This is a genomic window from Streptomyces sp. R35 (assembly GCF_041053035.1).
In the GTDB taxonomy this organism is placed as follows: Bacteria; Actinomycetota; Actinomycetes; order Streptomycetales; family Streptomycetaceae; genus Streptomyces; species Streptomyces lutosisoli.
In genome coordinates, this window is sequence record NZ_CP163440.1 from 7,596,801 (window position 1) to 7,618,313 (window position 21,513).

Genomic DNA, 21,513 nt, shown 5'->3' on the forward strand with positions numbered 1-21,513 from the left:
AAGTGGAAGGCCGACGGTCTGCCTCCGCACGCTCATGGGCGAACGCGCCACCGCACGGCGCCCGCCCCATCGACGTACCGGAGGAAGCCACCCATGGTGCCCTTGCCGAAGAAGGAACACCCGCACCGCTGGTCCGCCCTCGCCGTTCTGCTGGTCGCCGAGGCCATGAATCTGCTCGACGCCACGATCATGACCGTGGCCGCCCCGGCCATCCACGCCGACCTGGGCGGCCCGGTCTCGGACATCCAGTGGTACGGCGCCGCGTACACCCTGCCGTTCGCGGTGCTGCTGATCGCGGGCGGGCGGCTCGGTGACATCGCCGGGCGCAGAACCGTCTTCCGGATCGGCGTCGCCGGATTCGTCCTCGCCTCGCTGGCCTGCGCCTTCGCCCCCTCGGCGGGGCTGCTGATCGCCGCGCGCGCCGTCCAGGGCGCCGCCGCCGCGCTCGTCATCCCGCAGACGATCGGACTGATCCGCGTCATGTTCGACGGCGACGAACTCGCCCGGGCCATGGGGAGCATCGGCCCGGTCATGGGCCTGGCGGCCGTCTGCGGACCGGTGGCCGGCGGAGTGCTGACCCATGCCGCGTCGTGGCGCGCGGTGTTCTTCGTCAATGTGCCGCTGGGTGTCGCCGTGCTCCTCACGACACCGCTGCTCAGGGAGGACCGGCCGGCGCGCCGCCCACACCTCGACCTCGTCGGCACGGTGCTGGTGAGCGGCGCGGTCGGGCTGATCACGTACCCCTTGATCCAAGGCGCCGACTCAGGTGTGTACGCGCTGACTTGGGGACCCGGCCTCGCGCTCTTCGCGGCCTTCGTCCTCCACCAGCGTCACCGCGTCCGCCGCGAGCTGAGCCCTCTCGTCGAACCGAGCCTCTTCGGGAACCGGGGCTTCTCGGCCGCCCTGCTCTGCTCGGTGCTCTTCTTCGCCGTGGTGAGCGGACTGATGCTGGTGGTCGTGGTGCAGCTGCAACTCGGCCCGCACATCGGCGTGTTGGCCGCCGGCCTGACGCTGCTGCCCTGGTCCTGCGCGATGGGGATCTCCTCGTGGACGGCGGGCCGGCGTCTGGTGCCGCGCCATGGGGCCCGGGTGATGTACGCCGGTCTCGCCGCCCTGCTCGCCGGAGCGCTCGGCGCCATCGCGGCGTACGCCGGCGCGCCGGACACCGGTTACCCATGGCCGCTGCTCGCCGCGCTCGCCGTATGCGGCGTTGGCCAGGGGCTGTTCGCCGTGCCGTTCTTCACGACGGCCCTGCACCGGGTCCGCCCGCACGAGACCGGTTCGGCGGCCGGGCTGCTCAACGCGGTGCAGCAGCTCGGCTCCACCCTCGGGGTGGCGCTGCTCGGGAGTGTCTTCTTCCGGGGCGGAGCACAGGACGCGTTCTGGGTGGCGGCGGGGCTGCTCGTCGCGACCGGGGCGGCGGTGGTGTTCATGATGCCTGGACGGTCGGTCGCCCACCTCTCGGTGGGCAGCTGAGCCCGAGCACACAGCAGCCACACGTTCGGGGAGATACGTCCCAAATGCTTTGACCGGCCTACGTGTTCGGGCCCAGGCTGGGAGACCAGAGTGGTCGGCCGGACAGCTGGGCCGGACAGCGCGGAGGCGGAACATGGGCGAGACCGAGATCATCAGCAACGCGGAGTACAAGGCCCGGCTTGCCGCCGAGGGGCAGGGCTCGCCGCTGTCCCTTGAAGAGGTCGGCGAGTTGTTCAGCCAGTTCCTCGACGCGGTCGCGCGGCCCAAGCCCCAGGTCGCGGACGGCCGGAATCTCGCCGAGCGGATGCGCGCGCATCTGGGCACGGCACCCGGGGACCAGCCGGTGGTCAAGGCCGCGTATGCCTCCTACGACCTGCCCAATGTGCATCTGGCGGTGGAGCGCTGGTTCGCGGCCGAGGGGCGTTCCTACGAACTGATCGGCATGCGCGGCTCCTCCCATCACGGGGACCTGACGCTGGGCGACATTCTCGAATCGGCCGACCGGTACAACCGGTTCGTGATCGGCGCGGTCGACTACGCGCATCTGCCGATCTCTCCCGACCAGGAACTCGCCTGTGTCTCCTTCGGGTTCTACCTCGGCCAGGAGGGCGACGAGCGGTTCGCGGTGCTGCTGCGCGGCCCGGCGGACGAGTACGGCCGCAACAAGGTGGAGATCGAAGTCCTCGCCGAGAAGAAGGAGTTCGCGGACCGGCTGCTGGCGGAGATCGACGCGCTGGTCCGCGCGCACAACATCTTCCGCGGCCAGGTCCTCTCCTTCGAGGGCTCCGACTTCGGCCACGGCCTGGGCCCGTTCCGCTTCCACCGCCGCCCCGGTCTCTCCCGCGAGGAGATCGTGCTGCCGGACGGTCTCCTGGAACGCGTGGAGCGCCAGGTGGTCGGAGTGGCGCGCCGCCGCGAACGCCTGCGCGCCGCGGGCCAGCACCTGCGCCGCGGCCTTCTCCTCTACGGCCCGCCCGGCACCGGCAAGACCCACACGATCCGCTATCTCCTCTCCCACCTCCCGGAGTTCACGGTCGTGGTGCTGGCCGGGACGAGCATCGACGCCATCGGCCCCGCGTGCGCCCTGGCACGCATGCTTCAGCCCGCCCTCGTCGTCCTGGAGGACTGCGACCTGATCGCCGAGGCCCGCGACTACGGCGGCGGCGAACAGCCCCTGCTCTTCCAGGTGCTGAACGAGATGGACGGCCTCGGCGACGACGCCGACGTCGCCTTCCTGCTCACCACCAACCGCGCGGACCTGCTGGAGCCCGCCCTCGTCCAACGCCCCGGCCGCGTCGACCTCGCCGTCGAGATCCCCGTACCCGACGCCGAGGGCCGCGCCCGCCTCCTTGCCCTGTACGGCGCCTCCCTCGACCTCGGCAAGGACCTCACCGACGAGATCGTCGCCCGCACGACGGGCACGACGGCGTCCTTCACCAAGGAGCTCGTACGACGGGCCGTGCTGATCGCGGCCGAACGGGAGGCCGAGCGGACGGAGCCGGACGACCTCCGGGCCGCGGTGGATGAACTGCTGTCCGACCGGGACCGGTTGACGCGCCGGCTGCTGGGCGTGCGGGACCCCGAGGACTCTCTCGCAACAGGGGACGACGACTAGCCCCGGGGCCCGGCCTCCGCGTCCAGCCGTGCCAGCTCCTCCGCGTCCAGGACCAGGTCCGCGGCGCCCGCCGAGTCCCGGATGGTCTCCGGGCGGCTGGCGCCCGGGATCGGGATGACGGTCGGCGACCGGGTCGACAGCCAGGCCAGGCAGATCTGTTGGGGGCTGACGCCACGCTCGCGGGCCACCTCGTGGAAGGCGGCGAAGCGGTCGTCGGGCCGCACGCTCGACGGACCGCGCAGGGAGCTGCGGGAGATGCCGCCCAGCGGGCTCCACGGAAGGAAGGCGATGCCCAGTTCGGCGCAGAGCTGTAGCTCCGGCTCGCTGTCCAGAACCGCGGGGGAGTACTGGTTCTGGACCGAGACCAGACGGTCGCCGAGGATCGTGTGGGCCCGGCGGATCTGGTCGGTGGTGGTGTTGGAGATGCCGGCCAGGCGGATCTTGCCCGCGTCGAGGAGTTCGCGCAGGGCGCCGACCGAGTCCTCGAAGGGGACGGCGGGATCGGGCTTGTGCAGCTGGTAGAGGCCGATCGCCTCCACACCGAGCCGCTTCAAGGAAGCCTCCGCGGCCGACTTCAGGTGGGCCGGGGAACCCGTCACCGTCCAGCTGCCGTCGGCGGGTCTGCCGCGCCCGCCCTTCGTGGCGACTAGCACCTCGCTGGTATCACCGCCGTACGTGGCCAGGGCGCGGGCCACGAGCTGTTCGTTGTGGCCGGGCTCGGCGCCGGGCAGGTGGTACGAGTCCGCCGTGTCCAGGAGGGTCACGCCCGCGTCGAGGGCGGCGTGCACCGTGGCCAGGGCGCGCGCCTCGTCCGGGTGGCCCCCGATCGACAGCGGCATCGCTCCGAAGCCGATGGCGCCGACGCGGAGATCTCCAAGAAGCCTGTACCGCATGTCAGTTGTCCTTTCCGAGCGTCTCGGCCACGGCCTGGGGGAGCCATTGGCGGGCCTCGCCGAACGCGAAACCGAGCTGGGTGGCCCGCGCGTTGTCCATCCCGTACGAACGGGCGAAGGAGAACGGCGAGGCCTCTCCGACCTCGACACTCTGGAAGACCGTCTTGCCTTCCGGCACATGCACGGCAACGGCCTCGCACAACTCCTCGGTGGTGAGCACCCCGTGGGAGGCGGCGTTCACCGGGCCGGTGAAGTCGGCACCCGCAGTCCAGGCGAGGAAGTCCGCGATCTCCTCGACATGGATGTACGTGGCCGGGTGGTTCACGGCGGGGACCGCGATCGCCTCGCCGGTGCGGATGCGGTCGGTGTAGTGGTCGAGGCGGCCGGTGAAGTCGTCGGCCCCGCCCAGGACGTGGGCGACGCGGACGGCCACGTACGGGAATGCGGGGTCGGCCGTGAAGACCGCTTCGGCTTGCCGCTTGCCCTCGCCGTAGTGCGCGTCGAGGAACTCCGGGTCGCCCCAGGGGAGTTCGAGGTCGACGGCGACGGTACGGGGGTCCACGGCGTCCTCGCGCACGAGGGCCGCCGAGTCCTCGTACTCGTACACCTCGACGGTGGACGTCATGACGTACCGCCGTGTGCGTCCCGCGAATACCCGTCGCGCGATCTCCGCCTGCCTCGGCGTATAGCAGACCTGGTCGATGACCACATCGAAAGTCCGCGAACCCAGGGCCTTCTCCAGGGAATTCTCATCATTGCGGTCGGCGATGAGGTGAATTGCCCCCGCGGGCGGTGCCGACGAGCCGCGATTGATGACGGTGACCCGGTCTCCCGCGGCCATCAGCCGGTCTATCAGGCGCTTTCCGAAATACCGGCTTCCGCCGATGACGGCTACCTCACGCATGGCGCTCTCCCCCGATCCCATTCAATGAGCTGCGGCCTTGTGGTCATAATTCTCCCGACGTACGCAGGAGTTCTGAAGGGGGAGTCATGGGAGATCCGGCCGAGGCACCGAAGGAACCACGGCATCTGCGTGCCGCCGCCAACGAAACGTCGGTGGCCTTCGACGCGCTGGACCGGCAGATCCTGGAGCAGCTGCAGAGCGACGGCCGGATCAAGCTCAGCGAGCTGGGCCGCCGCGTCCGGCTGAGCCCGGCGGCCGTCGCCGAGCGCGTCCGCCGCCTGGAGTCCGCGGGCGCCATCACCGGCTACGGCGCCCACGTCTCCGCGTCCCGCCTCGGCTACGGCCTCCGGGCCTTCATCCGCGTCAACCCGCACGGCGGCTACACCCTGAAGCACCCCAGGACCCTGGAGCTGCTGGCCCGCCCCGAGATCATCGAGGTCCACCACGTCGTCGGCGAGGACTGCTGGATCCTCAAGGTCGCCGTCCAGGACACCATCCACCTGGAGGACGTCCTTGAGCAGACGTCCGCGCTGGGCCGTACGACGACCTCGATCGTCCTGTCGTCACCGGTGGAGCGGAAGCCGCTGCTGCCGCCGGCCTGATCGGAAAGGGACGGGCCTTAGGGGCCCGGCGCCCGGGTTTGCCTTGACGTCGGCGTCAAGGATTACCGTCAAGGCATGCGAATCGGCGAGCTGGCGGCGCAGGCGGGGACGACCACGCGGACTCTGCGCTACTACGAGTCGCGGGGGCTGCTTCCCGCGCGGCGGGGCGAGAACGGGTACCGGACGTACGACGAGGACGACCTGCGGCTGCTCCGGCAGATCAGGACGTTGCAGGACTTCGGGTTCGACCTGGAGGAGACGCGGCCCTTCGTGGAGTGTCTGCGGGCCGGGCACCCGGAGGGCGACTCGTGCCCCGCGTCGCTGGCGGTCTACCGCCGCAAGCTCGGCGAGCTCGACGCGCTGATCGACGAGCTGGTGTCGGTGCGCGCGAAGGTCGGCGAGCAGCTGGCGCGGGCGGAGCGGGCTCGGGACGAGCTGGCGGCCGACGCGGAGGTTCCGGGCGGCCCGGAACCCGTATGCGAACTGGGAGGGCTGACGCGGTGATCAAGGCGGCAGGTGTGGCCGAGGTGACGGACGCGGACTTCGCGACGGAGGTGATCGGGGCGGATCTGCCCGTGCTGGTGGAGTTCACCGCCGACTGGTGCCCGCCCTGCCGGCAGATGGGGCCGGTGCTCAGCGCACTGGCCTCCGAGGAGGGCGACCGGCTGAAGGTGGTCCAGCTGGACGTGGACACCAACCCGGAGACGACGAACGCGTACAAAGTGCTGTCGATGCCCACGTTCATGGTGTTCCAGGGCGGTGAGCCCGTGAAGGCGATGGTGGGGGCCCGGCCCAAGCGACGGCTGCTGGAGGAGCTGTCCGACGTGCTCTGACCTCACCGATACCCACCGGTATACAAGAAATCCCCCGAGCGATTGCGCTCGGGGGATTTCTTTGCGTATATTCAATGGTTCGCGACTTCAAGGGGATTGAGTCGCAAAGAAGTTCACTGGCCACATCATATCCGGGCGGGAGCGGAATTGTCAAACAGGGGCTCACACACAGAATTTCCCGACGATGAATTGCGCCATGAGCAGGAATTCATCGACGGGTTGTACGCGCGCGTGGACGCCCTGCGCGGTGTCACGGAGGCATCCGTCGGGGACGCGCTCGCGCAGGGCAGCACGCCCATGCAGGCACGCCTCGAACGGGACGTCCTGGTCGCCGAGCGCTCGGGCCTGCTCGCCGCGCTGAACGCCGTGGACGGTTCGCTCTGCTTCGGCCGCATCGACCTCACCACGGGTGTCAAACACCACATCGGCCGGATCGGCGTCCGCGCCGATGACATCGAGCACACCCCGATCCTCATCGACTGGCGGGCCCCGGTCGCCCGCCCCTTCTACCTGGCCACCGGCCACACCCCCATGGGCCTGCGCCGCCGCCGGCACATCACCACCGACGGCCGGCACGTCACCGACCTGCACGACGAGATCCTCGACCTCGGCGACCACGAACGCACCGGTCACGAGGACCCGACCGGCGACGCCGTGCTGCTCGCCGCGCTCAACTCCGCGCGCACCGGCCGCATGAGCGACATCGTGCAGACCATCCAGGCCGAGCAGGACCAGATCATCCGCGCCCCGCACCGGGGTGTACTGGTGGTGGAGGGCGGCCCCGGCACCGGCAAGACGGCTGTCGCCCTGCACCGGGCCGCGTACCTCCTCTACGAGTACCGGGAACTGCTGGCCAAGCGCGCCGTCCTCATCGTCGGCCCCAACCCGGCCTTCCTCGGCTACATCGGCGAGGTACTGCCCTCGCTCGGCGAGACGGGCGTCCTGCTCGCGACGGTCGGTGAGCTGTTCCCCGGCGTGAAGGCGACGGCGGCCGACACCCCCGAGGCAGCCGCCGTGAAGGGCCGCGCGGACATGGCCGAGGTACTGGCCTCGGTGGTCCGTGACCGCCAGGAGCTCCCCGACCCCGTGATCGCGATCGAGCACGACCGGGACATACTGATGCTCGACGCCGGGCTCGTCCAGGTCGCCCGCGAACGCACCCGCGAGGCCAAGCTGCCGCACAACGTGGCGCGCGAATACTTCGAGGGTCACATCCTCAACACCCTCACCGACATGCTCGCCGAACGCATCGGCACCGACCCCTTCGACGGCTCCAACCTCCTCGACGCCAGCGACATCACACAGATGCGCGACGAGCTGGCCGAGAACCCCGAAGTCTGGGGCGCGATCGACCAGCTGTGGCCGAGACTGACACCACAGCGGCTGGTCGCCGACTTCCTGGCCGGCCCGGAGGGCTACCTCCCGGACAAGGACGCCGAGGCGATCCGCCGTCCGGTCACCGGCGAGTGGACCACCGCGGACGTGCCGCTCCTCGACGAGGCCGCCGAGCTGCTCGGCGAGGACGACCGGGTGGCCAGGGCGCTGGCGGACCAGGAGCGCCGCACCCAGGTCGCCTACGCACAGGGCGTCCTGGACGTCTCCTACGCCTCTCGTACCTACGAGTTCGAGGACAAGGACGAGGAGGACTCCGAGGTCCTCTCCGCGCACAACATCATCGACGCCGAACGGATGGCCGAGCGGCACGAGGAGGAGGACCACCGCAGCGCCGCCGAGCGTGCCGCCGCCGACCGGACCTGGGCCTTCGGCCACATCATCGTCGACGAGGCGCAGGAACTGTCGCCCATGGCCTGGCGGCTGCTGATGCGGCGCAGTCCCACGCGGTCCATGACGCTCGTCGGTGATCCCGCGCAGACCGCGGAGGCGGCGGGGGTCGGATCGTGGGAGGAGATCCTCTCCCCGTATGTGGAGGACCGCTGGGACCACACGCGTCTCGCCGTCAACTACCGGACTCCGTCCGAGATCATGGATGTCGCGGCGGGGGTGGTGCGGGCGGAGCGGCCCGGGTTTGAGCCGCCTCGGTCCGTGCGGTCTACGGGGGTACGGCCGTGGGTGCGGGCCGCGGGGGACGACTTGCCCGGCGCCGTCGCCAAGGCCGTCGGCGAACTGGCTCCCGTCGAGGGGCGGCTTGCGGTGATTGCGCCTCGTGCGCTGCACGCTGCGCTGGCCTCGCGGCTGGAGGGGGTTACGGCGGGATCGGAGCCCGATCTGACCCGCGCCGTCGTCCTTCTCGACCCTCGGCAGGCGAAGGGGTTGGAGTTCGACTCCGTGCTGGTGGTCGAGCCGGCGTTGTACGGGACGAGTGACCTGTATGTGGCTCTGACTCGGGCTACTCAGGCGCTTGGGGTGCTCTATACCGGGGAGTTGCCGGATTCGCTGCGGGGGTCTGGGCCGGCGTAGGGGTTTTCGCCCCCGCCGCCCCTACCCGTCCCATCCCCCAGGGGCTCCGCCCCTTCGACCCCGGGGGTTGAACGTCGGCTGCGGGCCGGTGGGGGCTTGTCGCGCAGTTCCCCGCGCCCCTAAAAGCAAAAGCAAAAGCAAGAGCAACCCTCACCGCCCCGCCCCGACGAACCGGGGCGGGCGGGGGATCGGGGCGCAGCCCCGTGCCTCCAGGGGCGCGGGGGCCTGCAGCCGACGAACAAACCCTCACCCCCACCCACCTAAGGGGCGCGGGGGCCTGCAGCCGACGAACAACCCTCACCCCCACCCACCCAAGGGGCGCGGGGAACTGCGCGGCCAGCCCCCACCCACTCGCGCCTGACGCACTACCTGCCGGGGTTGAAGGGGCGGAGCCCCTGGGATGGGACGGGTAGGGGCGGCGGGGGCGGAGAACGTTTAGGCGGGGCGGAGCCAGAGGGTGGCGAGGGGTGGGAGGGTGAGTTGGATGCTGGTGGGGCGGCCGTGGGTGGGGTGGGGTTCGGGTTTGACGGGGTCCTGGTTGAGGACGTTGCTGCCGCCGTAGTGGGCGGCGTCGGTGTTCAGGATTTCGTGCCAGGCGGGGATGTCTTCGGGGACGCCGAGGCGGTAGCCGTGGCGGACGGCGGAGGAGAAGTTGGACACGGCCAGGAGCGGGGTGCCGTCGGCGTCGTGGCGGAGGAAGGCGAAGACGTTGTCCTCGGCGGCGTCGCCGGCGATCCAGGTGAAGCCGGTGGGGTCGGTGTCGCGTTGCCAGAGAGCGGGTTCGCGGGCGTAGACGGTGTTGAGGTCGCGGACGAGGTCGCGTATGCCCCGGTGGTCCGGCTCCGCTCCGTAGGCGGGGTCGAGGAGCCACCAGTCGGGGCCGTGTGCCTCGGACCATTCGGCGCCCTGGGCGAATTCCTGTCCCATGAAGAGGAGTTGTTTGCCGGGGTGGGCCCACATGAAGCCGAGGTAGGCGCGGGTGTTGGCGCGTTGCTGCCACCAGTCGCCGGGCATCTTCGACACGAGTGAGCGTTTGCCGTGAACGACCTCGTCGTGCGAGATGGGCAGGACGTAGTTCTCGCTGTAGGCGTACACCATCGAGAACGTCATCTCGTTGTGGTGGTACTGGCGGTGGATGGGGTCATGGGCCACATAGTCCAGCGAGTCGTGCATCCAGCCCATGTTCCACTTCAGCCCGAAGCCCAGCCCTCCGAAGCCTCCCGGGCCGATGTGGTGCGTGGCCCTGGTGACGCCGTCCCAGGCCGTGGACTCCTCCGCGATCGTGACCACGCCGGGGTTGCGGCGGTACACGGTGGCGTTCATCTCCTGGAGGAAGGCGACCGCGTCGAGGTTCTCGCGGCCCCCGTGTTCGTTGGGCACCCATTGGCCCGGCTCGCGGGAGTAGTCGAGGTAGAGCATCGAGGCGACGGCGTCGACGCGCAGGCCGTCGATGTGGAACTCCTCGCACCAGTACACGGCGTTGGCGACCAGGAAGTTGCGGACCTCGCGGCGTCCGTAGTCGAACTCCAGGGTGCCCCAGTCGGGGTGCGCGGCCCGCAGCGGGTCCTCGTGCTCGTAGAGCGGTCGGCCGTCGAACTCGGCCAGCGCCCAGTCGTCGCGCGGGAAGTGGGCCGGAACCCAGTCCATCAGGACACCGATGCCTGCCTGATGCAGCGCGTCCACCAGGTACTTGAAGTCGTCCGGCGTGCCAAGACGTGCCGTCGGGGCGTAGAAGCCCGTCACCTGGTAGCCCCAGGACCCGCCGAACGGATGCTCGGCCACCGGCATCAGCTCCACATGGGTGAAGCCCAAGTCGCTGACGTACGCAGGGAGTTGTTCTGCCAGTTGGCGATACGTCAGCCCGGGGCGCCAGGACGCCAGATGCACCTCGTAGACCGAGAACGGAGCCTCGTGCGCGGCCCGCACCCCCCTCCCGGTCATCCAGTCCTCGTCCCGCCACTCGTGGTGCGACGCGTGAACGATCGACGAAGTGCGGGGCGGAGCCTCGGTGCGCCGGGCCATCGGGTCGGCGCGCAGCGTGTGCGTGCCGTCGGGGCGGGTGATGTCGAACTTGTAGAGCTCGCCCTCGCCGATCGCGGGCACGAACAGTTCCCACACCCCGGAAGAGCCCAGCGACCGCATCGGATATCCCGTGCCGTCCCAGAAGTTGAAGGTGCCGGCGAGGCGCACGCCGCGTGCGTTCGGGGCCCACACCGCGAAGCGGGTTCCGGTCACACCCTGGTGCACCATCGGCTCCGCGCCGAGCGCACGCCACAACTGCTCGTGGCGGCCCTCGCCGAGCAGATGCAGATCGAACTCGCCCAGCGCGGGCAGGAAGCGGTACGCGTCCTCGGTCTCCTGCTCCGTCTCCTCGTACGCCACGACCAGCCGGTACGACGCCGGCACCGCGCGCAGCGGCAGCAGCCCCGAGAAGAACCCGTCCCCGTCGTCGTGCAGCTCGGCGCGCAGGTCGTCCGTCACGACGGTCACCCCGAGCGCGTACGGGCGAAAGGCCCGGAAGGCCACGCCGTCCTGCACCGGATGGGCTCCCAGCACCCCGTGCGGATTGTGATGCGTGCCGCTGAGCAGCCGCTCCCGGTCACCGGGGTCGACACCGGCGAAAACGGGGGCCAGAACAGGGTTGCTCGCAGTGGGCTTGCTCCCTGGAGCTTTCTTGCCCACGGCCTTCTTCCCCGTGGCAGCCTTCTTCCCTGCGATGGCCTTCTTCCCGGCAGCGGCCTTCTTGGCCGTCGTCTTCCCCTCGGCGGCCTTCTTCACCGCCGTCTTCTTCACTGCGGCCGGCTTCTTCGCACCAGTCTCACCAGTCGCACCGTTCTTCTTCGGACTGTCGTCGGACGGGGGGCGGGGCGTCACGGGCAGGGCCTCCTCGGCAGGGTGAGCTCGGGAACGGCAAGGGCGTTCAGGGGTTCGCGGCGAGCCGGCGTACAGCCGCGAGCGGCACCGGCAGCCAGTCGGGCCGGTGCCGGGCCTCGTACAGGACTTCGTAGACCGCCTTGTCCGTCTCGTAGGCGTGGAGCAGTACGGGGTCGGTGCGCGGGTCGACGCCGGCGACCTCGGCGTACCCGGTGCAGAACGCGGCCCGGCACGCATCCGCCCAGCCTGGTACCGGGGGGTGCTGCGAGTGGGCCGCGTAGTCGAAGGAGCGGAGCATGCCCGCGATGTCCCGCGCCGGAGGCTGTGGCATGCGGCGTTCGGCGAGCGACTTCGAGGGCTCGCCCTCGAAGTCGATGAGCGACCACTCCCCGGAGGGGGAGCGCAGGCACTGGCCGAGGTGCAGGTCGCCGTGGATGCGCTGCGCGGTCCAGGTGTGGCCCTCGGCCGCCAGGTCGGCCAGCGCCTCGAAGGCGGTGCGCAGGCCGGGAGCGTAGGGACGGAGCGCGGGCACCGCCTGTGCGGCCGCCTCCAGGCGCTCGGTCATGCCGTCGACGAGCGGCCCCATCTGCGCGCGGCCGAGCGTGGTCGTGGGCAGCGCACCGGCCAGCGCCGTGTGCACCTCGGCCGTGGCACGGCCCAGTTCCCGCGCCTCGCCGGTGAAGTCCTCGCCCTTGGCCAGTTGGCGCAGCGCCAGCTCCCAGCCGTCCGAAGCGCCCTGCACGAAGGGCTGGAGCACACCGAGTATGTACGTCTTCTCCTCGCCCAGGTCTGCGACCATCCACGCCACCGGGGCGGGCACCCGTATACAGCCCTCCCGGGACAGCACCAGCGGAAGCTCCAGATCCGGATTGGTCCCCGGCACGATCCTGCGCAACAGCTTCAGGATGAACGTATCGCCGTAGACGATGGACGAGTTGGACTGTTCCGACGTCACCACCCGTGGCACCAGATCGCCCCGGATCTCCCGGGCCTCCCGGAGTTCCCCGTCTCCCCGGCGCCGCTCACGCTCGAAGCGCAGCTCGCCGATGCGGGCCCGGGTGCGCAGGGCTTCCAGGAGTACGCCGGCGGGGCGCGGGTCGTACAGCGCCTCGTACACCGTGCGGCCGGCCAGCGGCCCCTCCTCCAGATGTCCGATCAGCGCGGGTGCGAGCCGTGGCGGCAGCACCTCGCGTACGCCGATCAGCAGCTGGTAGCAGTCCCCGGGGTGCGGGGCGGCTCCCCGGGCGGGGGTGAGTGGCTGGTGTGCGCGTACGAGCAGATGGAGCAGGCCCAACTTGGCTGTGGGCGGCAGCAGTTCCACCGCCGCCACCAGGGAGAATCCGGTCACCGGACGCCCTTTGCCCGCGAACCAGCGCTGTCGGGGCAGCCACTCCCGCAGCAGTGGATCGAGGGACGCGAGCAGCTCGGGGCGTGCGACGGGGGCCGTGACAGAGGGGGTTGCGGCTTCCGACATGGCGTCGCGTCCTTTCCCCAGGGGCCCGGAGACCGGGCGAGTCGGGGTGTGAGTGATGCGTGCCCAGGGCGGGGCGGGAGAAACCGCCCCGCCGTCCGGGTTCTAGACGGCGTCCTTCCGGAGCCGGAACCAGTAGAAGCCGTGACCCGCGAGCGTGAGCAAGTACGGAAGCTCACCGATGGCCGGGAATCGCACCCCGCCGATCAGCTCCACCGGATGTCTTCCGCTGAACGCCCGCAGGTCCAGTTCGGTGGGCTGGGCGAAGCGGGAGAAGTTGTGGACGCACAGGACGAGGTCGTCCCCTTCGTCCTCTGTCGAGGGGGCTTCGCGCAGGAACGCGATGACCGCCGGGTTGGAGGACTGGAGTTCCGTGTAGGAGCCGAGGCCGAATGCCTTGTTCTGTTTGCGGATCTCGATCATGCGGCGGGTCCAGTGCAGCAGCGACGACGGTGACGACATCGACGCCTCGACGTTGGTGACCTGGTAGCCGTAGACGGGGTCCATGATCGTGGGGAGGAAGAGGCGGCCGGGGTCGCAGGAGGAGAAGCCGGCGTTGCGGTCGGGGGTCCACTGCATGGGGGTGCGGACGGCGTCGCGGTCGCCGAGCCAGATGTTGTCGCCCATGCCGATCTCGTCGCCGTAGTAGAGGATCGGCGAGCCGGGCAGGGACAGCAGCAGGGCGGTGAAGAGTTCGATCTGGTTGCGGTCGTTGTCCAGCAGCGGGGCCAGGCGGCGGCGGATGCCGATGTTGGCGCGCATGCGCGGGTCCTTGGCGTACTCCGCGTACATGTAGTCGCGTTCCTCGTCGGTGACCATTTCCAGGGTCAGCTCGTCGTGGTTGCGCAGGAAGACGCCCCACTGGCAGCCGGACGGGATCGCCGGGGTCTTGGCCAGGATTTCCGACACCGGGTAGCGCGACTCACGTCGTACGGCCATGAAGATGCGCGGCATGACCGGGAAGTGGAACGCCATGTGGCACTCGTCGCCGCCCGAGGGGAAGTCGCCGAAGTAGTCGACCACGTCCTCCGGCCACTGGTTCGCCTCCGCCAGCAGCACCGTGTCGGGGTAGTGCGTGTCGATCTCCTTGCGCACCCGCTTGAGGAACTCGTGCGTTGCCGGAAGGTTTTCGCAGTTGGTTCCCTCGACCTGGTAGAGGTACGGCACCGCGTCCAGACGGAAGCCGTCGATGCCCAGGTCCAGCCAGAACCGCAGCGCGGAGATCATCTCCTCCTGCACGGACGGGTTCTCGTAGTTGAGGTCCGGCTGGTGCGAGAAGAAGCGGTGCCAGAAGTACTGCTTGCGGACCGGGTCGAAGGTCCAGTTGGAGGCCTCGGTGTCGACGAAGATGATCCGGGCGTCCTGGTACTGCTTGTCGTCGTCGGCCCAGACGTAGTAGTCGCCGTACGGGCCGTCCGGATTCGACCGCGACTCCTGGAACCACGGGTGCTGGTCGCTGGTGTGGTTCATCACGAAGTCGATGATCACCCGCATGCCGCGCTGGTGGGCGGCGTCCACGAACTCGACGAAGTCCGCCAGGTCACCGAACTCGGGCAGCACCGCGGTGTAGTCCGAGACGTCGTACCCGCCGTCCCGCAGGGGCGATTTGAAGAACGGCGGCAGCCACAGGCAGTCGATGCCCAGCCACTGCAGATAGTCCAGCTTCGCGGTGAGGCCCTTGAGGTCGCCGACACCGTCCCCGTTGCTGTCCTGGAAGGAGCGGACCAGGACCTCGTAGAAGACGGCGCGTTTGAACCATTCGGGATCGCGGTCCTTGGCCGGTGTGTCCTCGAACGTGTCCGGGACGGGCTCGTTGACGATCATGTTGTGGGTGACCCTCCGATCTGCGGTGAGGACGGTCGCAGGACGGTGAGGATGTGCGCGGGCCTATGCCCAGGCTCCAGACGCACATAGTTGGCCCTGCCCCAGTGGTAGGTCTCGCCGGTGAGCTCGTCGCGCACCGGCACGGACTCGTGCCAGTCCAGGCCGAGTTGCGGCATGTCCAACGAGACCGTGGCCTCCTGGGTGTGGTGAGGATCGAGGTTGGCCACCACCACAACCGTGTTCGAACCGCGTGCGTTCCGATCAGACTTCGAGTAGGCGATCACCGCCTCCTTGTCCGTGTGATGGAAATGGAGGTCGCGCAACTGACGCAGCGCGGGGCTGCGCCGCCTGATCGCGTTGAGCGCGCCCACCAATGGCGCGATGCTACGTCCGTCACGCTCCGCCGACTCCCAGTCGCGAGACCGCAGTTGGTACTTCTCGGAGTTCAGATACTCCTCGCTCCCGGCACGCAGCGGGGCGTTCTCACAGAGTTCATACCCGCTGTAGATCCCCCAGGTCGGCGACAGTGTCGCGGCCAGAACCGCCCGCAGTTCGAAGGCGGGCCGGCCGCCTCGCTGGAGGAACTCATGAAGGATGTCAGGGGTGTTGACGAAGAAGTTCGGCCGCATGTACGCGGCCGTCTCACCCGACAGCTCCGTCAAGTAGTCGGTCAGCTCCTCCTTGGTGTTGCGCCAGGTGAAGTAGGTGTACGACTGCTGGAAGCCGACCGCCGCGAGTGTGCGCATCATCGCGGGGCGGGTGAACGCCTCCGCCAGGAAGATCACGTCCGGGTCGGTGCGGTTGATGTCCGCGAGCACCTGCTCCCAGAACACCACCGGCTTGGTGTGCGGATTGTCGACGCGGAAGATGCGTACGCCGTGATCCATCCAGTACCGCAGCACGCGCAGCGTCTCCCGGACCAGGCCCGGCATGTCCTTGTCGAAGGCGATCGGATAGATGTCCTGGTACTTCTTCGGCGGGTTCTCGGCGTACGCGATCGTGCCGTCCGGGCGGTGGTGGAACCACTCGGGGTGCTTCTCCACCCACGGGTGGTCGGGGGAGCACTGGAGCGCGAAGTCGAGGGCGACTTCCAGGCCTTCGCGCGCTGCCCGGCGTACGAACGCGTCGAAGTCGTCGATCGTGCCCAGGTCCGGATGGACGGCGTCGTGCCCGCCCTCCGGGGAGCCGATCGCCCAGGGCACACCGACATCCGAACGGCTCGCCGACAGGCTGTTGTTGGGGCCCTTGCGGAAGGTCCTCCCGATGGGGTGGATCGGGGGCAGATAGACGACGTCGAAGCCCATCTCCGCGATGGCGGGCAGGCGTTCGGCGGCCGTGCGGAACGTGCCGTGCGGCGGCGGGACCGGCCGTCCGTTCTCCGACAGCCCGCTCTCGGGCTGCCCGTTCTCCGAGCGCGGGAAGAACTCGTACCAGGCGCCGTACAGTGCCCGCTCACGCTCCACCAGCAGCGTCAACGGCTCTGAGGACGTGACGAGTTCGCGCAGCGGATGGCGGGCGAGGATCTTGTCCACCTCGGGCGTGAGCGCGGCGGCGAGACGGGCCGCGGCGGGGCGGTCGAGGTCGCGCAGTGCTTCGGCGGCCTTGAGGATCGTGTCCCGGCGGCCCTTGCCCTTCGGCACCCCGGTGGCCGCCCGCTCGTGCAGCCGTGCGCCCTCCTCCAGGACCAGCTCGGTGTCGATGCCTGCCGGGATCTTGATCCCCGCGTGGTGCCGCCAGGTGGAGATCGGATCCCCCCAGGCCTCCACCCGGTACGTCCAGCGGCCCTCCTTCTCCGCGGACACCGTGGCGCCCCAGCGGTCGGTGCCGGGGGCCAGTTCGCGCATCGGGGTCCAGGGGCCGGCGCGGCCGTCCGGATCGTGCAGGACGACGTTCGCGGCGACCGCGTCATGGCCCTCGCGGAAGACCGTGGCCGAAACCTCGAAGCGCTCGCCGGCCACCGCCTTCGCGGGCCGTCGCCCGTGCTCGACGACCGGGCGGACGTCCAGGACGGGGATGCGCCCGACGGACGCCGTGAACGCCGTGGGCGCCGTGGATGACGCGTACGGCGTGGCGGACGACGTGGATGCCGTGGTGGTGACGGTGGCGGTGGTGGTGACGGCCGTGCTGGTGGCGCCGGTCGCGGCGGAGGGTTTCTCCGGGGTGCGGGAACCGGCGTCGGCCCTGCGTATGGGGGGTGTGTCGGGGGTGGTCGTCGGGGGTGGCGACGTGTGGGACGAGTGGTGCGTTGCGGGCATGACCGCTCCTGTCCGCGTCAACGTGGGTGGGCGGATGAGGGTGTCGGGAGATGGGGCCTGCGGGCGTACCGGAGGAGCCTTCCCACCCTATGCGGGTGGGCATTCCGGCACTTTGTTAACTACTCACGCGTATGTCTACACACAAGACCGGCCTCGTCCTGTGAGGTCGAGGCCGGTTGGTGTCCCCGGGGCCCGCTAGGGGTTCTCGACGTGCAGGAGCTTGTTCGGCGAACCGAGCCCCGCACCTGAAATCCTGCCCGAAACCGCCTGTTTCACCAGCGCTTTGGCCACCTGGGCCGGTGTCGCCTTGGGATGGTCGGCCAGATAGAGCGCGGCCGCGCCCGCGACGTGCGGGCTCGCCATCGACGTACCGGAATAGGTCGCCTTCCCCGTGTCACTCGCGTACGACGCCGAGGTGATCGCCACGCCGGGCGCGAACAGGTCGAGCGAGGAACCGGTGTTCGAGAAGCTCGCCCGTGCGTCCGTCTTGTCGCTCGCGCCGACCGTGAGGGCCTGCGTGACCCGGGCCGGGGAGTACAGACCGGCGGGAAGGCCGTCGTTGCCCGCCGCCACCGCGTAGGTCACGCCGGAGGCGATGGAGTTGCGTACGGCGGTGTCCAGTTGTGTGTTCGCGTACCCGCCCAGGCTCAGGTTCGCCACGGCCGGTTTCTTCGCGTGCCTGGTCACCCAGTCGATGCCCGCGATGACCTGCGCGGTGGTGCCGGAGCCGTCGTTGTCGAGGACGCGGACGGCGACGACCTTGGCCTTCTTGGCCACGCCGTACTTGGTGCCGACGATGGTCCCGGCGACGTGTGTGCCGTGCCCGTTGCCGTCCTTGGCCGTCTTGTCGTTGTCGACGAAGTCCCAGCCGTAGCTCGCCCGGCCGCCGAAGTCCTTGTGCGTGATGCGGATGCCGGTGTCGATGACGTACGTGGTCACGCCGGCGCCCGCCGATTCGGGCCAGGTGTAACCCTTGTCGAGCGGCAGGTCAGGCTGGTCGATCCGGTCCAGGCCCCACGAGGGTGGGTTCTTCTCGAAGTGGTCGAGCGTCACCCGGGTGTCCTGTACGACCGAGGCCACGCGGGAGTCCGCCGCGAGCCGCCGGGCCTGCTTCTCGTTGACCTTCACGGCGAAGCCGTTGAGGGCCGTGCCGTAGGTGTGGCTGATTCTCGCCCCGTACTTCTCGGCGATGCTCTTACCCGCCGACGACGGAGTCTGTGTGCCCCCTTTGAGCGTCACGATGTAACTCCCGCTGACGGAGCCGGGATCGCCGGCCCCGAGTATCTGCCCCTCCGGGGCGGCGTGCGCGGGCAGGGTGATGGCCGAAAGCACCGCGGCCGTCGCGACCGCGGTGACGCCCCCCGCCCAGCGCAGACGCCTCTGTCTCGTCTGTGCCATGACTTGAGTTCCCCTCCTCAACTCGGCGTACGGAGGCCGGAGCCGGCCGGTGCAGGCCGAGGCCCTGTCGTACGCCACCCGGCGAGCCTCTCGTGCGGGGTGAAGCACCACAAGGCCGCCCAGGAGGGCGGAATCGGCCATATCGGCCGTGGGGTACGGGTGAAGGTTGCGGCGAATTCCCGCCGAAGTCACATAGTCGGCCCGATCGGCTGCCAGGGCCCCGATGCGCCGTGTTGCGAGGGCACCCGCGCCGCTACCGTCGTGGGTGACGAAGGGCGCACACGGACGTGCGTCCCTCTGCCGCGTACGTCCTCCGTGAAGGTGGAAGCCCGTGAAGGCCATCCGCAGATTCACCGTACGACCCGTACTCCCCGAAGCCCTTCACCCGCTCAGCGACCTGGCGCGCAATCTCCGCTGGTCCTGGCATGCCGAGACCCGTGACCTGTTCCAGTCCGTCGACCCGGAGCGCTGGGCCGCGTCGGACGGCGACCCCGTACGCCTGCTCGGCAGCGTGTCGACGGGGCGTCTCGCGGAGCTCGGCGAGGACGGCGGCTTCCTGCGCCGTCTCGCCGCGGTCGCCGACGATCTGCGCGACTATGTGACCGGCGACCGCTGGTACCAGTCCCAGACCTCCGAACTCCCCGCCGCCATCGCCTACTTCTCACCCGAGTTCGGCATCACGGCCGCGCTGCCGCAGTACTCCGGGGGCCTCGGCATCCTCGCGGGCGACCATCTGAAGGCCGCCAGCGACCTGGGCGTCCCGCTGATCGGCGTGGGGCTGCTCTACCGGCACGGCTACTTCCGCCAGTCCCTGTCCCGCGACGGCTGGCAGCAGGAGCACTATCCGGTCCTGGACCCGAACGAACTCCCGCTGGTGCCCCTGCGCGAGAGCGACGGCACCCCGGCCCATGTCTCGCTGGCCCTCCCCGGCGGGCGGGCGCTGCGGGCCCGGATCTGGCTGGCCCAGGTCGGCCGTGTCCCGCTGCTCATGCTCGACTCCGACGTCGAGGAGAACGACCTCGGCGAACGCGGGGTGACCGACCGGCTGTACGGCGGCGGCAGCGAGCACCGCCTGTCGCAGGAGATGCTCCTCGGCATCGGAGGCGTGCGCGCGGTGCGGACGTACTGCCGTCTCACCGGCCACGCGGAGCCCGAGGTGTTCCACACGAACGAAGGGCACGCGGGCTTCCTGGGCCTGGAGCGGATCGCTGAACTCGCCGACCAGGGGCTGGACTTCGAGGCCGCGCTGGAGGCGGTCAGGGCCGGCACGGTCTTCACCACGCACACCCCCGTCCCGGCCGGCATCGACCGCTTCGACCGGGAGCTGGTCGCCCGCCACTTCGGACCGGACGCCGAACTCCCGCGCATCGACGTGGAACGCATCCTGGCCCTCGGCATGGAGACTTACCCCGGAGGCGAGCCGAACCTCTTCAACATGGCGGTGATGGGGCTCAGGCTGGGCCAGCGGGCGAACGGGGTCTCGCTGCTGCACGGCCAGGTCAGCCGGGAGATGTTCTCGGGCCTGTGGCCGGGCTTCGACCCCGAAGAGGTCCCGATCGCCTCGGTGACCAACGGTGTGCACGCACCGACCTGGGTCGCGCCGGAGGTGTTCCGCCTGGGCGCACGGCAGATCGGCGCGCCGCGCACCGAGGACGCGCTGACGGTCGGCGGCTCGGACCGCTGGGACGCGGTGGCGGCCATCGCGGACCAGGAGATCTGGGACCTGCGGCGTGTACTGCGGGAGCAGTTGGTGGCGGAGGTACGGGAGAGGCTGACCGCGTCCTGGCGCCAGCGCGGCGCCGGCACGGCCGAACTCGGCTGGATCGACGGGGTGCTGGACCCCGACGTCCTGACCATCGGCTTCGCCCGCAGGGTCCCCTCGTACAAGCGGCTGACCCTGATGCTGCGCGACCGTGACCGCCTCATGGACCTCCTCCTGCACGCCGAACGCCCGGTCCAGATCGTGGTCGCGGGCAAGGCCCACCCCGCGGACGACGGCGGCAAGCGCCTGGTCCAGGAGCTGGTCCGGTTCGCGGACGACCCGCGGGTCCGCCACCGGATCGTGTTCCTGCCGGACTACGGGATGGCGATGGCGCAGAAGCTGTACCCCGGCTGCGACATCTGGCTCAACAACCCGCTACGGCCCCTGGAGGCCTGCGGCACGTCCGGCATGAAGGCGGCGCTCAACGGCTGTCTGAATCTGTCGGTCCTGGACGGCTGGTGGGACGAGTGGTTCCAGCCCGACTTCGGCTGGGCGATCCCGACGGCGGACGGCACGGCGACCGACGACGACCGCCGCGACGACCTGGAGGCCGCGGCTCTCTACGAGCTGCTCGAACAGCGTGTGGCTCCCCGCTTCTACGAGCGCGGCCGGCACGGCCTGCCCGACCGCTGGATCGAGATGGTCCGCCAGACGCTGACCCACCTCGGTCCGAAGGTGCTGGCGGGCCGGATGGTCCGCGAGTACGTGGAGCGGCTCTACGCCCCCGCGGCCCAGGCCCACCGCTCGCTCACCGCGGACACGGCCCGCGAACTCGCCTCCTGGAAGTCCCGGGTCCGCGCCGCCTGGCCCCAGGTCACCGTCGACCACGTCGAGGCCTCCTCCGCCACGACGTCCGCCGAACTCGGCACGACCCTGTCGCTGCACGTCCGCGTCGGCCTCGGTGACCTCGCCCCCGACGATGTCGAGGTCCAGGCCGTCGCCGGGCGCGTCGACGCGGACGACCGGATCGCGGACGCGGTGTGCGTGGCGCTGAAACCGGCGGGCGGCCCGGACCTGGAGGGCCGCTGGGTCTACGAGGGCCCGCTCTCCCTGGACCGCACGGGCCCCTTCGGCTACACGGTCCGGATCCTGCCCACGCACCGTCTGCTGGCGTCCGGCGCCGAGCTGGGTCTGGTGGCGGTGCCGGCGGAGGAGAAGGGGGAGGAGGCGGGGGTTCTGATGCGGTGA

The 21,513-nt window shown here is 70.2% G+C and carries 14 protein-coding genes; 7 read left to right on the forward strand and 7 right to left on the reverse strand.

What is annotated here, in order from left to right; translation table 11 throughout:
• Positions 1 to 93: 93 nt before the first annotated feature.
• Both AB5J50_RS34530 and AB5J50_RS34535 read left to right on the forward strand, forming a co-directional pair.
• Positions 94 to 1,476, forward strand: coding sequence for an MFS transporter (locus tag AB5J50_RS34530; protein WP_369262319.1), 1,383 nt, complete (start codon positions 94 to 96; stop codon positions 1,474 to 1,476).
• 133 nt (positions 1,477 to 1,609) lie between these two features.
• On the forward strand, positions 1,610 to 3,091 hold the full coding sequence (locus tag AB5J50_RS34535; RefSeq protein WP_369262320.1) for an AAA family ATPase: 1,482 nt from the start codon (positions 1,610 to 1,612) through the stop codon (positions 3,089 to 3,091).
• Here AB5J50_RS34535 and AB5J50_RS34540 read toward each other — a convergent pair.
• Together AB5J50_RS34540 and AB5J50_RS34545 are read right to left on the reverse strand one after the other, a co-directional pair.
• Positions 3,088 to 3,984: an aldo/keto reductase gene (locus tag AB5J50_RS34540; RefSeq protein WP_369262322.1), complete on the reverse strand. Its 897-nt coding sequence runs from the start codon at positions 3,982 to 3,984 to the stop codon at positions 3,088 to 3,090. The genes AB5J50_RS34535 and AB5J50_RS34540 overlap by 4 nt on opposite strands.
• A gap of 1 nt (position 3,985) precedes the next feature.
• Positions 3,986 to 4,888 carry an NAD-dependent epimerase/dehydratase family protein gene (locus tag AB5J50_RS34545; RefSeq protein ID WP_369262324.1) on the reverse strand — a complete coding sequence of 301 codons (903 nt, stop codon included), beginning with the start codon at positions 4,886 to 4,888 and terminating at the stop codon, positions 3,986 to 3,988.
• Positions 4,889 to 4,974: 86 nt separating this feature from the next.
• Between AB5J50_RS34545 and AB5J50_RS34550 the strand changes: the two genes are divergently transcribed.
• From AB5J50_RS34550 to AB5J50_RS34565, 4 genes are all read left to right on the forward strand, one after another.
• On the forward strand, positions 4,975 to 5,490 hold the full coding sequence (locus AB5J50_RS34550; RefSeq protein WP_369262326.1) for an Lrp/AsnC family transcriptional regulator: 516 nt from the start codon (positions 4,975 to 4,977) through the stop codon (positions 5,488 to 5,490).
• 75 nt (positions 5,491 to 5,565) lie between these two features.
• The gene (locus AB5J50_RS34555; RefSeq protein ID WP_327431840.1) at positions 5,566 to 5,994 is read left to right on the forward strand and encodes a MerR family transcriptional regulator; all 429 of its coding nucleotides are present in this window, start codon (positions 5,566 to 5,568) and stop codon (positions 5,992 to 5,994) included.
• A gap of 14 nt (positions 5,995 to 6,008) precedes the next feature.
• Positions 6,009 to 6,323, forward strand: coding sequence for a thioredoxin domain-containing protein (locus tag AB5J50_RS34560; protein WP_330310292.1), 315 nt, complete (start codon positions 6,009 to 6,011; stop codon positions 6,321 to 6,323).
• A gap of 129 nt (positions 6,324 to 6,452) precedes the next feature.
• Positions 6,453 to 8,741 (forward strand): UvrD-helicase domain-containing protein, encoded by a 2,289-nt coding sequence (locus AB5J50_RS34565; RefSeq protein WP_369265593.1) that lies wholly within the window; start codon positions 6,453 to 6,455, stop codon positions 8,739 to 8,741.
• A gap of 435 nt (positions 8,742 to 9,176) precedes the next feature.
• Here the strand turns inward: AB5J50_RS34565 and glgB are convergent, their stop codons facing one another.
• The 5 genes from glgB to AB5J50_RS34590 form a co-directional block, all read right to left on the reverse strand.
• Positions 9,177 to 11,615 carry a 1,4-alpha-glucan branching enzyme gene (gene glgB / locus AB5J50_RS34570; RefSeq protein WP_369262328.1) on the reverse strand — a complete coding sequence of 813 codons (2,439 nt, stop codon included), beginning with the start codon at positions 11,613 to 11,615 and terminating at the stop codon, positions 9,177 to 9,179.
• Between the two features lie 46 nt (positions 11,616 to 11,661).
• Complete coding sequence (locus AB5J50_RS34575; RefSeq protein ID WP_369262330.1) at positions 11,662 to 13,089, reverse strand: phosphotransferase; 1,428 nt, start codon at positions 13,087 to 13,089, stop codon at positions 11,662 to 11,664.
• Positions 13,090 to 13,191: 102 nt separating this feature from the next.
• Positions 13,192 to 14,910, reverse strand: a complete 1,719-nt coding sequence (gene treS / locus AB5J50_RS34580) for a maltose alpha-D-glucosyltransferase (protein WP_369262332.1) — start codon at positions 14,908 to 14,910, stop codon at positions 13,192 to 13,194.
• Positions 14,907 to 17,165: a maltotransferase domain-containing protein gene (locus tag AB5J50_RS34585; RefSeq protein ID WP_369262333.1), complete on the reverse strand. Its 2,259-nt coding sequence runs from the start codon at positions 17,163 to 17,165 to the stop codon at positions 14,907 to 14,909. Before AB5J50_RS34585 ends, treS begins: the two co-directional genes overlap by 4 nt.
• A gap of 195 nt (positions 17,166 to 17,360) precedes the next feature.
• Positions 17,361 to 18,563, reverse strand: a complete 1,203-nt coding sequence (locus AB5J50_RS34590; RefSeq protein WP_369262335.1) for a S8 family peptidase — start codon at positions 18,561 to 18,563, stop codon at positions 17,361 to 17,363.
• Between the two features lie 331 nt (positions 18,564 to 18,894).
• Between AB5J50_RS34590 and AB5J50_RS34595 the strand changes: the two genes are divergently transcribed.
• Positions 18,895 to 21,513: a glycosyltransferase family 1 protein gene (locus AB5J50_RS34595; RefSeq protein ID WP_369262336.1), complete on the forward strand. Its 2,619-nt coding sequence runs from the start codon at positions 18,895 to 18,897 to the stop codon at positions 21,511 to 21,513.